Source organism: Pseudodesulfovibrio sp., from assembly GCF_028692895.1.
In the GTDB taxonomy this organism is placed as follows: domain Bacteria; phylum Desulfobacterota; class Desulfovibrionia; order Desulfovibrionales; family Desulfovibrionaceae; genus Pseudodesulfovibrio.
In genome coordinates this window covers 94,990-108,963 of sequence record NZ_JAQUWN010000002.1, presented here as the reverse complement: position 1 = coordinate 108,963, position 13,974 = coordinate 94,990, and the positions used below count along the sequence as shown (strand labels likewise).

Below are 13,974 nucleotides of genomic sequence, written 5' to 3'. Positions count from 1 at the left end.
GACGGGAAGAAAGCGGGGTCCGACGGGGCGAAAGGGATTCCCGGCGCAAAACCGGGCTTCGACATGAAAGAGGCCGTCCTGTTGGCCGAGAACGATACCGGAACGGCGAGTGACGTCGGCGGCGGGGCGGGGCCCAAAAGAGAAGACGCCGATCTTCAAATCCCGGAAGGACAGGATGAGGTCTATGATGACAGCCGGTATCGTGGGAAGGTGAACAACATGGAAACAGAAACGCAACAGCCAGACCAATTGGGAAAAAGCGAAGGTGGCAAAACCGGAGCTGAACCCCCTGAAGAAGACCAGCTTGAGGGTTACCTCGGCTCTCTCGGGCAACGTGAGGCCTCCGGGAAATACAACACCAAGAACAGCCTAGGCTACTTGGGCAAATATCAAATGGGACCGGCGACCTTAACAGACACCGGGTATATGAAGGGCGGCAAGTGGACCGGAAAGGATGGCATCCATAGCGAAAAGGACTTTCTGAACTCGCCGGAAGTTCAGGAAAAAGCGATCCGGGATTTGACAGAAAAACAGTGGAGTTACGCGAAGGAGAAAGGACTTGATAAGTATGTAGGGGAAACGATAAACGGTATTGAAATCACTAAATCCGGAATAATTGCCGCAGTCCATCTTAAGGGAGCAGGAGGAGCCAAGCCTTTTTTTGAGACTGGCGGAAAGGATGATCCTACGGACGCTTACGGTACACATGTTTCAGAATATGTGAAAAAAATGGGTGGATTTGAAATCCGATTCCCAGCCAAGGACAATACGCGTGAAGGAGAAAAATAGAATAAATGGGCAAGGCGCAGCCTTTTGTCTGCTGCGCCTTGCCGTTATCGCGCTGGTTGCAGTCATTGGGGGCGTATCGTGTTCAGGTACGGAGACAACTCCGAAAGTTCTTCAATGGCACCTATTGGAAGAGAGTCCTCATAAACCCGTTTTGAAACGTCTCTATAAAGCCGACTTCGACTCAACAACTAAATTCGGATGGGACCCGGAAAAAGTTTATTACGTCGCGGCAATGGACATTAATGATGATGGACTGGATGAACTGTTCATTACGACAGGCATTCCCCTCATGAGCGGTGCCGAAGGCTCCTGGATAGATGTCTATTCCCCTACGGCGAACGGCGACTGGATACACGTCCCTTACTCTGTGATCACCCACTATTCCCCTCGCATCCTGCAAACCAAAACCAACGGATTTCATGATATTGCAGCATGGAATTCGCTCGTCGCGTTTGAAGAGGGCGCCTATCGCAGAACGCAAGGCATTGACCCGGCGCAATATCATCTCGGCAAGGAATTGTCGCCGGAAAACCTGTTGCCGCATATCTGGGAGCAATGTTGTTCTGGGCAAAATTAGCGACAGCGCTTCTCGCCGCCGCATTCCTTCTCCTTGCCGCAATCACGCCGTTGAACTGGTTCAACGTTGAAACAGGCACGACGCGGCAGGAGGTTTTCGCCGAGTGCTCCGATCCCACCCACACGAATCTTCGAGACATCAAGGGAGAGTGCTGAATTCGAGACGACATGTTGTAACACTGGATACTGTATGTGGGATTTACTGGCCAATTTGCGACCAACGCATCGATTTGGCAGGATATCGGCCCCAAGCACTCCATGTCGTGGAGGCTGAGAACGACGCCCACGACTTCTTCACCAGGGGACTGGCCGACTGGCGAAAGGGTGTGACCGGCAAGGGCCCGTCCGGGGACGCCACCAACCTCAAGAAACAATTCGACGACTACGAGCAGTCCATGCTCTCCACGGTCCCCAAAGGCGGCAGGCGGCATACCGCCCTCTCCGAGTCCCTGCCCCGAATCAAGGACGCATTCCTCAAACAGGGCCACCAGTTCGCCCTGGACAAGCTCAACGAGCGCTCCCGCACCGTACTCGACAAGGGCCTCAGGCGCATCGCCAAAGGAGCGCTCGGGGCGAGGGACGAAAAGACCGTCCAGGCCCACGACGACGCGGCCTTCGACCTCATCAACAAGTACGTGCGCCATAAACAACATACTCGAAGAAATCCGCCAACTTCCTTCGGCGGCCTTCTTCACCCCTGGACTCCGAGCAAAGGCGACCTCCGGATTAAGAGTTCATTGCCCTGCCCCATCTGCCCGCTTTTCAACTTGAGGCCCGTGGGCGCAGGTGCTAACGAGGACAGCCACACCAATGGAGTCCGCATGAACAAGAAAGAACGCGCCCTGGAAATACTGAACCGGTTGGCCAAACGCTATCCCTCGCCGGAGCCCGCCCTGGACTGGACCGACCCGTGGGAGCTGCTGGTGGCCACCGCCCTGTCCGCCCAGTGCACGGACGAGCGCGTCAACATGGTCACGCCCGTCTTCTTCCAGCGCTGGCCGACTATCGCCGACGCGGCCGGGGCCGAGGTGAGCGAGATCGAGGACGTGGTCCGCTCCACCGGGTTCTTCCGCAACAAGGCCAAGAACATCAAGGCCGCCGCCACCCGGATCATGGAGGTCTACGGCGGCGAGGTGCCCCGGACCATGGCCGAGCTCGTCACCCTGGGCGGCGTGGCCCGCAAGACGGCCAGCATCGTCCTTTCCAACGCCTTCGGCGTCAACGAGGGCATCGCCGTGGACACCCACGTCAAGCGCCTCGCCTTCCGCCTCGGCCTGACCACCAAGACCGACCCCGTGCAGATCGAAAAGGACCTCATGCCGCTCATCCCCCGCGAAAGCTGGGGCGACATCAACCACTACCTCGTCTTCTACGGCCGCGAGGTATGCCCCGCGCGCAAGCCCCGGTGCGGCGAGTGCGCCCTGGCCGACATCTGCCCCAAAAAGGGAGTAAACTAATTTCATGAGCCAACCCGGACAGTTCACCATCCACGCCACCGACGGCCAGGCCCGCCGGGCCACCCTGGTCACGGCCCATGGCGAAATCCAGACGCCCATCTTCATGCCCGTGGGCACCCAGGGCACGGTCAAGAGCCTGACCCCGGACGACCTGGTGGAGATGAACGCCCAGATCATCCTCGGCAACACCTACCACCTCTATCTGCGCCCCGGCGACGACCTGGTGGCGCGGCGCGGCGGCCTGCACAAGTTCGCCAACTGGAAGCGGCCCATCCTGACCGACAGCGGCGGGTTCCAGGTCTTCAGCCTGGAGAGCATCCGCAAGATCACCGAGCTGGGCGTGGAATTCCGCTCCTACATCGACGGGTCCAAACATTTCTTCTCGCCCGAGAAGGTCATCGACATCCAGAAAAACCTGGGCTCGGACATCATGATGGTGCTCGACGAATGCGTGGGCTTCGGCCAGGACCGGACCTACACCGAGCGCTCCCTGGAGATGACCACCCGCTGGGCCCGGCGCTGCCGCGACCACTACCCCAAGGGCTCGGGCGACCAGCTCATGTTCGGCATCGTCCAGGGCGGATTCCACAAGGACCTGCGCGAGCGCAGCCTGGAGCAGCTCCGGGAGATCGACTTCGAGGGCTTCGCCATCGGCGGCCTGTCCGTGGGCGAATCCACGGAGGTGATGTACGACATCCTGCACCACATCGCCCCCCTGCTGCCCTCGGAAAAGCCTCGCTACCTCATGGGCGTGGGCACGCCGCTCGACATCCTGGAGGGCGTCTCGGCCGGGGTGGACATGTTCGACTGCGTCCTGCCCTCGCGCAACGCGCGCAACGGCACCCTCTTCACCTCGCGCGGCAAGATCAACATCAAGCGCGCCGAATTCGCCGAGGACGACTCCCCCCTGGACCCGGAGTGCAACTGCTACACCTGCCGCAACTTCACCAAGGCGTACCTGCGGCACCTCTACCAGGCCAAGGAGCTGCTCTCCTATCGCCTGAACACCTACCACAACCTGCACTTCTACCTGCAACTGATGCAGCAGATCCGTGACGCCATCGAGGCCGGAACCTTCTCCGCCCTCAAGGCGAAATATGAAGCGGCGTACTGCGGAGAATAACTTGATGCTGCGGCTTGTTCGCCTGTTTCTGCAATGCGTGGGGACTCTGACCATCCTGAGCCTGCTGGTCGTCTGGGGGCTGCTCGCCTATGCCGATCGTTGGATGCGGGTCAACGACCAGCCGGTCAAGTCCGACTACATCCTCCCCCTGGCAGGAGACCCTCACCGCTGGATCACGGCGGCCGACCTGTACAGCCGAGGATACGCGCCGGTCATACTGGAAAGCATGGCCCGCCGGACCCCACCCAGCCGCCTGGAGAAGCTGTATATATCCCAGGGCAGGCCGAACTACACGTTCGAGCAGCGCCTCGCCATGATCCTCAACGCCGAGGGCGTGCCCAACGCCCGGCTGGAGCCGTTCGGCAACGGCCACATCAGCACCCGGGAGGAGGCGGAGGCCCTGCGCGACCACCTGCGCGGCCGTACGGTCAGCCTGCTCATCGTCACCTCGCCCTACCACGCGCGGCGGGCCAGGATGATCTTCCGGGACGTGCTGCCCGACTGCCGGATCACCATGGTCTCCACGAAGGAAGGCTCGTTCTGGGATGCCTGGTGGAAGGACCAGGACTCGGCGCAGCTCCTGGTCATGGAGTTCGCCAAAACCGTCTACTACCTGTTGGGCGGGGTCTACCGGTCGACGGACGTCGTGTCCCCGGCTCAGGCGACGCCATCGGGCGACTGAGCGTCACCGGGCAGCGGCAGGTCCAGCGCGTAGGTCGGATAGCTCTGGGCGCACTCCAGCAGGGTCAGGTTGGCCGGGCTCGCGCCCGCGCTCTTGCCCAACTGGGCGAACAGCCCGTCCAGGAAGCCGAACTTCTCGGCGAATTGCTTGAATACCCGGTCCACCCCTTCCATGTTCACCACCGCGACGATGTCGATGACCCGGACGCTGTCCAGGGCTCGGGCCGGGGCATAGACCTCGCGGCCCGGCGTGTCGGTGAGCACGGTGTAGCCCGCCTTGCCCAATAGCTGGAACAGGTCGGAGACAAGGCTGATCGGGGCCATGAAGGCGTCGGAGAGCTCCTCCACCGAGGGCAGCGGCTTGCCTTCGTGGAACCGCCGGGCCAGGACGATCATCATGAGCACGCCGAGCTTCTGTCGTTCGTAGGGCGTGGCCTCGCCGAAATAGCGCTGCTTGACGAAAGAATTGACGTTCTGCCAGGCGTAGCTGACCTCCGAACCGAGCAGGACCACCAGCCAGCTAATGTAGATCCAGACCAGGAGCAGCGGCAACTGGGCGAAGCTGCCATAGATAGCGTTGTACTTTGCCGCGCCGATCTGCCAGTTGATGTACACCCACTGGGCCATTTGCCAGAGCGCGCCGCCCACGAAACCGCCGAGGATCGCCCCCCCGAACTTGACCTTGGTGTAGGGAATGAAGGCGTACATGAAGGCGAAGGCCAGGGTGATGAGCAGGTACGGCGTGGCCTTGAGGAAGGCTGCCTCAAGCAACCCGATGGCCTCCACGCTGAGCAGGGTCTTGACCACGTCCTGCTGCTGCAGGCTGACGTTGAAGCTGGACGCCACCAGCAGGACCACCGGACAGATGAGGATGACCGGGAAGAAGTCCGCCACCTTGCGCCAGGCGGAGCGCCCCTTGGTGACGTGCCAGATGGTGTTGAACGCCTTCTCGATGGTGCCCACCAGGGAAAAGACGGTGAAAAGCAGCGTGGCAACGCCCACCCAGCCCAGTGCCTGGACGTTGGTCCGGTCGATGTACTCGATGATCTTGTCCGCCACTTCCACCCGGCCGGTGGTCATCTTGAGGACGAGCGCGCGGATGAATTCCGTATTCTGAAGCCCGAACCCCTTGGAAATGGAGAAGGCCACGGCCAGGAACGGGACGATGGACAGGATGGTGGTGAAGGTCAGGGCCGCCGCCCGGATGATGTTCTGATCCCGGAAGAAGCCGAACAGCACCAGATAGACGAGGCGGCAGGCCCCGCGCGCGAGCCTGACCGGCCAGGGCGTCTCCGGCGTGTTCCGCACCCATATTTCCTCGGATAAAATGCGCCGGAGGCTGAGGGAAGTCTGTTTCATCCTGGCCGAATTCATGGGCGTCGCTCCCTGTCCGCGTTGTTGATTGCCCTTTGCATAATAAAATCCGGCCGCCGGGGCAAATGCGCGGTTACATGAAGAGGTCGCGCAGGAACTTGAAGGATCGCTGCGGCAGGCTCAGGATGTTGCGCACCGTGTTGTCCAGTATCTTGCCCTTGGGCACTCGCACCTCGGGGTCGGTGAGCTTGCCCACCACGTCGATGGTCACGCCAGGCACGGCCACGAAGTCGTTCTTCACAGAAAAATCGATCTCATTGGCGGGCAGGCTGAACCAGCCCTTGCCACTGGAATTGAGCAGGGGCGACTCCAGGAGGAACGGGTCCACCGTGAATACCCCCTTGTGCACGATGAACGAGGCCGAGGCCTTGTCGAACGAGGTCCGCCGCCGCTTGGGGTCCGTGGCGACCATGCTGTTCTCCTTGGTGTCGGCGGAAAGCTTTCCCGTCTCCACTCCCTGATCCTCGAACCCGGAGAACTTGAAGGAGCCGTTGCGCACCACGGCCCGGCACTCGCCCTCCAAGTTGGCCACAATGTCGTCGTCCGTGGCCCCGGCGCTGGTCAGGTCCAGGTCCAGATCGGCCGCGCCGACCACATACTCCCGCTTGGCCAGGTCCAGCATCATCGGCCCGGCCTGGGCCTTCTCCACATGCAGCTTGGTCCCGGTGGCCAGGCGCTTCGCCTCCACCTTGCCGAAGACCTCGCCGGTCAAAAGGCCTCCGTACATCTTTCCCTTGAGCGAAGAGACGAGGATGTCCCCCTTCTCGGCCCGGACCACGCCGCTGAGACCGAGGGTGCGCAGGCGGGCCAGCTTGAACTCCTCCAACGTGGCCTTGCCGCTGACCCGCAGGGCTCGCAGGAAGCCGAGGGGCAGGTCCACCGGCTCGGAGGCCTTCTTCTTCCCGGCGCGCTGCTCCGCCAGGGTCGGCGCCTTGGTCACGGGCAGGTAGCGGTCCACGTCGAGCTTCCCGGCCGTCAGCGAGACCGTCAGGGCCGGGTCCCGCCACCCCTGGCCGACCGCAAGGCCCGAGAACGGCATACCGTCCAGCACGCCGCGCACGTCGCTCAGGGTGAAGCCGGTGTCCGAGGCGGCGAAGGAGACGGAAACGCCCGCCGCCTTGAGGGCGGCCGAATCGTTCAACTCCAGCCGCTTGCGGGTCAGCAGGTAGATGATCCGGTGAACGTTGGCAGGCGGAATCTCAATCTTCCCGGCCGCCTTGAAGGACTTGCCGGACGCGTCAAGCCGGACGTCTCCCTTGGCCGAGGTATCCAGCAGGCGGACCGCGCCGTTGACCAGTCCGGCGGTCTTGGCGGCCGTATCGAAGGAGACCCGGCCGCTGGCCGTCACCTGGTCGCTGGACTCGGTGTAGACCGCCCCGGCGAGCTGGGCGCGCACGTCCAGGCTGTCGCCGTCCATCTCGCCGGTGTCCGCATTCACGCGCACGGGCCCCACGGCGGAGAGCTGGAAAGAGTCGAAGGGCGCGCCCCCCTTGCCGCGCAGGGAGCCGTCCACGGCAAAGGCGAAATATCCGGCCCGGCCGGAGGCTGCGGGCGAGGCCTTGAAGTCCAGGGCGGCCGAGGTGAACGTCTGGCCGCGCCGCCGGCCCTCCCGGGGCTCGTATTCGGCCTTCCCGGGGCCTAGGTCCAAGGCCGCGTCCAGCGTGGCGTGGCGCAGAATGCCGATGGACCGCTCCCGTTCCGGGCAGCGCATGGGCGGGACCCGGACGGTCAGCCGCGCCTTGCCGGGGCCGCTCAGCCGGCCGTCGCCGAACCTGGGGAAACCGAAGCCGCGCTTTCCGGAATCAACGCTCAAGTCCGCCGACAGGCCGAGAGTGGGCGTCTCGCCCTCCCGGCCGAGCTGAAACCTGACCTTGCCCGCCAGGGCGCCCAACGCGTCCTGGGCCGCCACGGCGTCGGCGAAGAAGGTGCTGCCGTCCGCCTGGGCGTCCGCCCGGACGCCGGAAAAAGTCGTGCCGAGCACACGGAAGGCGTTGGCCCGGACGCGCCCTTTCCCCCGGAAATCGCGAAACGCGTCCAGGTGGAAGTCGCCCCATACAAATGGGGTGTCGGTCATGAAAAGCGGCAGGTAGCGGTCCAGGTCAAGCGTGTCGGCCCGAAGGTCGAAGGTGAAGGCGGGCCTGGAATAATCGGCCATGGACATCGAACCGCGGACGGTCAGGTCATCAAGGGCCACGGCCATGTCGCGCAGCCGGACGCCCTTTTCGTCGAACTCGACAAAGGAGGTGAAGGCCCCCTCCCGGAGCCCGTCCACCTTGTCCATGGGCGCGTCGGGGAAATACCGCCGGATGAGAGTCGAGGGCCGGAACGGATGCAGGGTCAGATGCCCGCCCCCGCTGAAGCCCTGGCCGAGATCGCCGCTGCGCACCGAACCTTCGCCGCTGAGGCCCAAGAACTGGACATGGAAATTCTCAAGGGAGACGATCCGTTTGTCCCAGTCGTACTGAATGCGCGCCGCCACCTCGGCCGGGGAGGCTCCCTTGGGCAGGAACGGGCCCTCGAAAGTGGCATAGACGGACGCGTCCTTGAGCAGAATGTTGCCGGCCTCGCCCTCCTCCACCAGCCCCTTGAGAGTCAGCCTGGATCGCACCCCGCCGTTTTTCCAACGGAATACGCTCTCGGCGGAAAAGGGAACCGGCTTCCTCGGCACGATGTTTCCCGTGTGCAGGGTGATGCCGTCAAGGCGGAGCTTCTGCCCGCTCACAAGGTCCGAATAGGCGATGGTGGCGTTGGACACTTCCAGGCCGTCCAGGGCCACGGAATCGAAGTAGTCCGTGGCCGCGCCTTCCGATTCCGGGACGGGCGCGGGCAGCGGATGCCAGTTGTACTCCGTCTCGCTCAGCCGGGCCAGGTTGAGGCGCATGCCGTTGACCACCACGGAGCGTATCTCCAGCCGGTTGTAGGCCAGGGGCAGCAGCCGGACGCTGACGAACAGGTGGTTGAAATTGACCAGGGGGGCCTCGCCCGCCTCGGGCCGCTCCATGAGGGAGAGGTCATGGACTTCCAGGGAAAGCGTCGGATACAACGCGATGTTGAGCTCGCCCCGCAGCCTGACGGGCTGGCCGGTCAGCTCCTCCACCACCGTGGCGAACCGGCCCCGGAAGGATTCGGTGTCTACGTAGCGCGATGCCCAGAACAGGAAGACGGCGCAGAGCACGATCGCCACGGCCATGAATTCGAAGAAAAGGATGGCCAGACGCCGCAGCAAACGCCGCATCATGCGTGCTCTCCGGGGTCGGGCGCGGCCGGTTCGCCCGCGTCCTCGGGGCCGCGGGATCGCAGAAGCACTGAGGCCCCCTTTGGCTCGCCCGATTCGGCGGCCACGCGCGCGCACTTGGCTTTGAAGGCGCAAAAGACGCCGGGCCAGCGGCCCTGGAGCGCCTCGAAATTCCCCTGCCCCTTGGACAGGATCAGGTCGGCCGCGCGCATGTGGTCAAGAAACGCGGGCGTGCACCGCTCGATGACCGTGCCGGGCGTGTCCACCCCGCTCTCCACCACCGTGCAGAGCCGGGTCATGCCCACGGCCTCGGCGTCGGCCATGGTCGCGTCGTTGATGACCGGCCGGGAACGGACGGCGTAGGTGACCCGGCACCCCCGACGCAGCAATTCTTCCACCACCAAGGTATCCAGCACGATCTCGCCCGCGTTGTCGCCCAGGACAAGCACGTCGGCCCCGTCCACGGCCCGCGCGGAAAAATCGGCCACCACCTCGGGCGGAAACGAGGCCGTGACGTTGGCCAGCTCCGCCTCCCAATCCGCATCCACCCGCACGCCCCGGTCGATGTAGTTGCCGACCACGGCCAGCTCCAAGGCCAGGGCCAGCGGGTCGCCCCCCTCGGCGCGGCGGCGTTCGACAACGCCCTTCAACCCGGGCAGGAGCTCCTGGACCCGGGCGTTGGAGGCGCGCTTGTCCTCAAGGTAAAGGTCGCCGCAGCCGGTCATGGCGGCGATGAGGTCGGCGAGATGCCGGGCAATGGCGGGCGGAGGCTCGGTCAGGTCGAGGTCGGCCAGCCGCCGCCCCCAGGCGGCGACGATGGCGCGGTGCATGGCCTCATCGCCCGGACAGGCCAGCCGGGCATCGTTGAGGGCCATCTTCATGAAACAAGGCATGCAGTCGAGCGCGGTATTCATCCCAACTCCCCGGACAGGTTGAACAGTCGTTTTCCGGACGCTTCAACCACTACCACCATTCCATTTGAAATCCAAACGGTTCCGGCACGCTATTCGGATGGGCCCCCAAGGGTCGAGGGGGAGGGGAATCAGGTCCCGGCGGAATCGTCGTCGGTCAGGCCCACGATGGCGATGCCCGCCCGGTCGGCCACGGCAACGGCTTCGTCCCGGTCGAAGAAAAGGCTTTTGCCCGCCTCCACGCCCAGGCAGGTCGCCCCGCCCTCGGCCATGGCCCGGATGGTGTCCGTGCCAAGACTGGGGAGGTCCACCTGCTCCTGCTGGCCGGGCTTGAAGACCTTGACCACCACGCAGGCCGGGCCGCCCAGTTCGCAGCCGCGCCGGATGGTGGCGTCGGTTCCCTCCAGGGCCTCCACGGCGGCCACGATGCCCTCGCGGACCACCAGGCACTGGCCAATGTCCAGCCGGCCGAGGTCCTTGGCGATGTTCCAGGCGAAGCGCAGGTCTTCCCGCTCCCGCTCGTCCGGCCCCCGCCGGGTCAGCACCCCGTCGGGCGTCAGCAGCTCCGGCACGAAGGCCTGGGGCGGGACCACGGGCATGCCCTCCCGCTCGAACTCCCCGGCCAGGGTGCCGAGAATGGCGGAGTCGCCCTTGTTCTTCTGGCGGAAGAGGAGCTTGACCGCGCGCATGTCCAGATAACGGACGTCCATGACCTTGGGCTTGTTGATGGTCCCGGCCATGATGACCTTCTGCACGCCGTTCTGCTTGAAGTAGTCGATGAGCTGGCCGAGCTTGCCGAGCTTCAGCTCCCGCCAGACGTCGGCCAGCGGGGCCACGTCCATGTTGGTGTGGCCGGTGAATCCGGCCACCACCAGGCGATGCCCGTGGGCCTTGACGCCACGGGCGACCATGACCGGGAACTGCCGCCCTCCGGCGATCAGTCCGATGGTGGTCACAGAGTCGCCCATGGCAGCCTCCGGCTAGTCGGCGTGGCCGTTGCGGTGCTTGTGGTCCGGGGTGACGCCGTTCTTGCTCTCGCGGATGAAGGAGACCAGGCGGTCCACCTGCTGAATGCCCTGGATCTCGCTTTCCACCTGTTCGAGGCCCTTCTCGCGGGTCAGGCCGGAGCGGAAGATGATCTTGTATGCCTTCTTCAGCCCCTTGCAGGTGGCGGAGTCGAACCCGTTGCGCTTGAGCCCGATCAGGTTGGGGCCGAAGAGCATGCCGCGCACCCCGTGGGCCAGCATGAAGGGCGGGACGTCCAGCTTGTAGCCGCTCGCGCCCCCCAGGAAGGAATATTCGCCGATGCGGATGAACTGCTGCACGGCGGACATGCCGCTGATGGTCACGTTGCGGCCCACCTCCACGTGCCCTGCCAGGTTGACGGCGTTGGCCAGGATGACCTTGTCGCCGACCACGCAGTCGTGGGCGATGTGGGAATAGGCCATGAACATGCAGCCCGATCCGATGACCGTCTCCTCGGCGCCCTGGATGGTGCCACGGTGGATGGTCACGCACTCGCGGATGATGTTGTTGTCGCCGATGCGGGTATAGGTCTTCTCCCCCTTGTAGGCCGTATGCTGCGGCTCGCCGCCGATGACGGCGTGGGGATGCACGTGGTTGTTCTTGCCCATCTCCGTGAAGTCCCGGATGACCACATGGGACTCCAGGCGAGTCCCGTCGCCGATGACGCACTCCGCGCCGATGACGGCATAGGGACCGATCTTGACGTTCTCGCCAAGCTTGGCGGACGGGTCGATGATGGCGCTGGAATGAATTTCACTGGCCACTACAAATCTCCTTTTTTGGCCACCGCGGCCGAAAACTCGCCTTCGGCGACGACATTGCCGTCCACCTCGGCGCTCCCCTGCATGCGCCAGATATTCATCTTGCGCCGCTCGTACCGCACATTGAGCACGAGCTTATCCCCCGGAACAACGGGCTTGCGGAACTTGACCTTGTTGATGCCCGTAAAAAGAAAGACCTTGTCGCCAAGCTCCTCCCGCAGGGTGCTCATGACGAAGACCCCGCCCGCCTGGGCCAGGGCTTCCATGATAAGCACGCCCGGCATGACGGGCAGGCCGGGAAAGTGCCCCTGGAAAAAGGGCTCGTTGAAGGTGACGTTCTTGTACGCCTTCAGCCGGACGCCCGACTCGAACTCCACCACCCGGTCCACCAGGAGGAACGGATACCGGTGCGGCAGCATTTCCATTATCTTCTGGATGTCTATGTTGCATTCGTTGGGCATCAATCTTTGTCCTCTTGTCCCTCGCGTTGCAGAGCTTCAAGCTCTTTTTCCAACTTTTTCACTCGCTTGAAGAGCTCCGGCAGCTTGGGCAGGCAGACCCCGGCGGCCTTCATGAAGGTCCCCGCCGGCATGACGGGCGAACCTGCCATCCGGCTCCCGGCCGGGACTTCGCCGGCAATGCCGCTCTGGGCCCCGATCATGGCGCCGTCGCCGATCTTGACGTTGTCGGCCACGCCCACCTGTCCGGCCAGGATCACCCCGTTGCCCAAGCGGGAACTGCCGCCGATGCCCACCTGGCCGATGAGCAGGCAGTGCTCGCCCACCTGGACGTTGTGGCCGATCTGGACCAGGTTGTCGATCTTGGTGCCCCGGCCGATGCGCGTGTTGTCCAGCGCGGCGCGGTCGATGGCGGAATTGGACCCGATCTCGACGTTGTCCTCGACGATCAACGTGCCGATCTGCGGAATCTTCATGTGTCCCGCAGCGGTCTGGGCATAGCCGTATCCATCCCCGCCCAGGACGACGCCGGGCTGGAGGATGACGTTGTCGCCAAGGGACAGGCCGCCCATGACCACCGCGTTGGGATAGAGGATGCAGTCCCGACCCACGGCGGTCTTCTCGCCGACGTAACAACCGGCGAAGACCTTGGTGCCGGCCCCGATGACCGCCTCCGCCCCGATGAAGGCGAAGGGATACACGGTGACGCCGTCCTCCAGGCGGGCGGTGGGATGGACGAAGGCCAGCTCGCTGACGCCGGTCAGGCAACCCTGCGGCTCGGCGAAGAGGTTCACCACCTTGGCCAGGTCCATGTACACGTTTGAACTGACGAGCGCCCGGCCGACCTTGTCGACGTAAGGGCCGGAGGTGAGCACACATCCGGCCTTGGTGGTCGAGAGCTCGGCGGCATACCTGGGGTTGACCAGAAACGAGATTTCGTCAGGCCCGGCCTTGTCCAGGGTGTTGACCCCGGCGATCTCGATGTCGTCCCCGGTATGCTCCAGCCCAAGTTTTTCGGCAAGAGCCGACAACTTGATGCGCATGTGCCCTACTTACCGGCTTTCTTCATCGCGTTGAGTTCATTGATCAGATTCTGGGTGATGTCCACGCCGTCGCCCACGTAGGACACGCCGCCGGTACCCATTTCAAAAACCAGGGTGAAGTTGTTCTTCTTGCTGTACTCGGTCATGACCTTGACCACCTTCTCCACGACCGGCTGGCCCAGACGCTGCTCTTCGGCCTGGCGCTTCTGGCGGTAGGCGACAACGCTGTCCTGATAGTCGCGAGCCTTGCGGCGATACTCCCGCTGCTTGTCCTGCTTGGCGTCCAGCTTGAGAGCCAGGTCCTGATTCTTCAGCTCGTCTTCCAGCTTCTTGATGGATTCGGCCTCACGCTGCAGCTCCTGCTCCATGGGCTCGAACTTGGCCTTGAGCTGGGCGGCCACGGCCTTGCCGTAATCGCACTCGGTCATGACGCCGCGCATGCTGAAAACACCGATCTTGTTCTCGGCGAAGGCGCTGGCCTGAAGCAGGAACACAAACGCAATGGCGAACAAAAGAATCCGTTTCATCATATATCTCCTT

At 63.7% G+C, this 13,974-nt stretch carries 13 protein-coding genes; 5 read left to right on the top strand and 8 right to left on the bottom strand.

Features of this window, described 5'->3' with window-relative positions:
- The 5 genes from PHP91_RS01145 to PHP91_RS01125 all read left to right on the top strand — a co-directional run.
- Nucleotides 1-789: hypothetical protein (locus tag PHP91_RS01145; RefSeq protein WP_300135690.1), on the top strand; the 789-nt coding region annotated here is incomplete at its 5' end.
- Entirely contained in the window at nucleotides 773-1,366 is a 594-nt protein-coding gene (locus tag PHP91_RS01140) for a hypothetical protein (protein WP_300135688.1), read from the top strand. The genes PHP91_RS01145 and PHP91_RS01140, both read left to right, overlap by 17 nt.
- Nucleotides 1,367-2,186: 820 nt before the next feature.
- Nucleotides 2,187-2,822, top strand: a complete 636-nt coding sequence (gene nth / locus PHP91_RS01135) for an endonuclease III (RefSeq protein ID WP_300135695.1) — start codon at nucleotides 2,187-2,189, stop codon at nucleotides 2,820-2,822.
- Between the two features lie 4 nt (nucleotides 2,823-2,826).
- On the top strand, nucleotides 2,827-3,945 hold the full coding sequence (tgt, locus tag PHP91_RS01130) for a tRNA guanosine(34) transglycosylase Tgt (RefSeq protein WP_300135686.1): 1,119 nt from the start codon (nucleotides 2,827-2,829) through the stop codon (nucleotides 3,943-3,945).
- Between the two features lie 4 nt (nucleotides 3,946-3,949).
- Nucleotides 3,950-4,627: a YdcF family protein gene (locus tag PHP91_RS01125; RefSeq protein ID WP_300135684.1), complete on the top strand. Its 678-nt coding sequence runs from the start codon at nucleotides 3,950-3,952 to the stop codon at nucleotides 4,625-4,627.
- On the opposite strand, the gene PHP91_RS01120 is transcribed toward PHP91_RS01125, so the two are convergent.
- From PHP91_RS01120 to PHP91_RS01085, 8 genes are all read right to left on the bottom strand, one after another.
- Entirely contained in the window at nucleotides 4,603-5,934 is a 1,332-nt protein-coding gene (locus tag PHP91_RS01120; protein WP_300135682.1) for a YihY/virulence factor BrkB family protein, read from the bottom strand. The two genes, PHP91_RS01125 and PHP91_RS01120, sit on opposite strands and share 25 nt — an antisense overlap.
- A gap of 139 nt (nucleotides 5,935-6,073) precedes the next feature.
- Nucleotides 6,074-9,238, bottom strand: coding sequence for an AsmA family protein (locus PHP91_RS01115; protein WP_300135680.1), 3,165 nt, complete (start codon nucleotides 9,236-9,238; stop codon nucleotides 6,074-6,076).
- On the bottom strand, nucleotides 9,235-10,149 hold the full coding sequence (locus PHP91_RS01110) for an ARMT1-like domain-containing protein (RefSeq protein ID WP_300135678.1): 915 nt from the start codon (nucleotides 10,147-10,149) through the stop codon (nucleotides 9,235-9,237). Before PHP91_RS01110 ends, PHP91_RS01115 begins: the two co-directional genes overlap by 4 nt.
- Nucleotides 10,150-10,277: 128 nt before the next feature.
- Nucleotides 10,278-11,114 carry a UDP-2,3-diacylglucosamine diphosphatase LpxI gene (gene lpxI / locus PHP91_RS01105; protein ID WP_300135676.1) on the bottom strand — a complete coding sequence of 279 codons (837 nt, stop codon included), beginning with the start codon at nucleotides 11,112-11,114 and terminating at the stop codon, nucleotides 10,278-10,280.
- Between the two features lie 12 nt (nucleotides 11,115-11,126).
- Nucleotides 11,127-11,936 carry an acyl-ACP--UDP-N-acetylglucosamine O-acyltransferase gene (lpxA, locus tag PHP91_RS01100; RefSeq protein ID WP_300135674.1) on the bottom strand — a complete coding sequence of 270 codons (810 nt, stop codon included), beginning with the start codon at nucleotides 11,934-11,936 and terminating at the stop codon, nucleotides 11,127-11,129.
- On the bottom strand, nucleotides 11,936-12,394 hold the full coding sequence (fabZ, locus tag PHP91_RS01095) for a 3-hydroxyacyl-ACP dehydratase FabZ (protein WP_300135672.1): 459 nt from the start codon (nucleotides 12,392-12,394) through the stop codon (nucleotides 11,936-11,938). The genes lpxA and fabZ overlap by 1 nt, the downstream gene beginning before the upstream one ends.
- The gene (gene lpxD / locus PHP91_RS01090) at nucleotides 12,394-13,434 is read right to left on the bottom strand and encodes a UDP-3-O-(3-hydroxymyristoyl)glucosamine N-acyltransferase (RefSeq protein WP_300135670.1); all 1,041 of its coding nucleotides are present in this window, start codon (nucleotides 13,432-13,434) and stop codon (nucleotides 12,394-12,396) included. The genes fabZ and lpxD overlap by 1 nt, the downstream gene beginning before the upstream one ends.
- A gap of 5 nt (nucleotides 13,435-13,439) precedes the next feature.
- Nucleotides 13,440-13,961, bottom strand: a complete 522-nt coding sequence (locus PHP91_RS01085; protein ID WP_300135668.1) for an OmpH family outer membrane protein — start codon at nucleotides 13,959-13,961, stop codon at nucleotides 13,440-13,442.
- Nucleotides 13,962-13,974 lie beyond the last annotated feature (13 nt).

Coding starts and splice junctions, on each gene's coding strand:
- PHP91_RS01115 (WP_300135680.1), bottom strand. CDS start 9,238: ATGATGCGGCGTTTGCTGCGGCGTCTGGCCATCCTTTTCTTCGAATTC.
- PHP91_RS01125 (WP_300135684.1), top strand. CDS start 3,950: ATGCTGCGGCTTGTTCGCCTGTTTCTGCAATGCGTGGGGACTCTGACC.
- lpxD (WP_300135670.1), bottom strand. CDS start 13,434: ATGCGCATCAAGTTGTCGGCTCTTGCCGAAAAACTTGGGCTGGAGCAT.
- lpxI (WP_300135676.1), bottom strand. CDS start 11,114: ATGGGCGACTCTGTGACCACCATCGGACTGATCGCCGGAGGGCGGCAG.
- fabZ (WP_300135672.1), bottom strand. CDS start 12,394: ATGCCCAACGAATGCAACATAGACATCCAGAAGATAATGGAAATGCTG.
- nth (WP_300135695.1), top strand. CDS start 2,187: ATGAACAAGAAAGAACGCGCCCTGGAAATACTGAACCGGTTGGCCAAA.
- PHP91_RS01085 (WP_300135668.1), bottom strand. CDS start 13,961: ATGAAACGGATTCTTTTGTTCGCCATTGCGTTTGTGTTCCTGCTTCAG.
- tgt (WP_300135686.1), top strand. CDS start 2,827: ATGAGCCAACCCGGACAGTTCACCATCCACGCCACCGACGGCCAGGCC.
- PHP91_RS01110 (WP_300135678.1), bottom strand. CDS start 10,149: ATGAATACCGCGCTCGACTGCATGCCTTGTTTCATGAAGATGGCCCTC.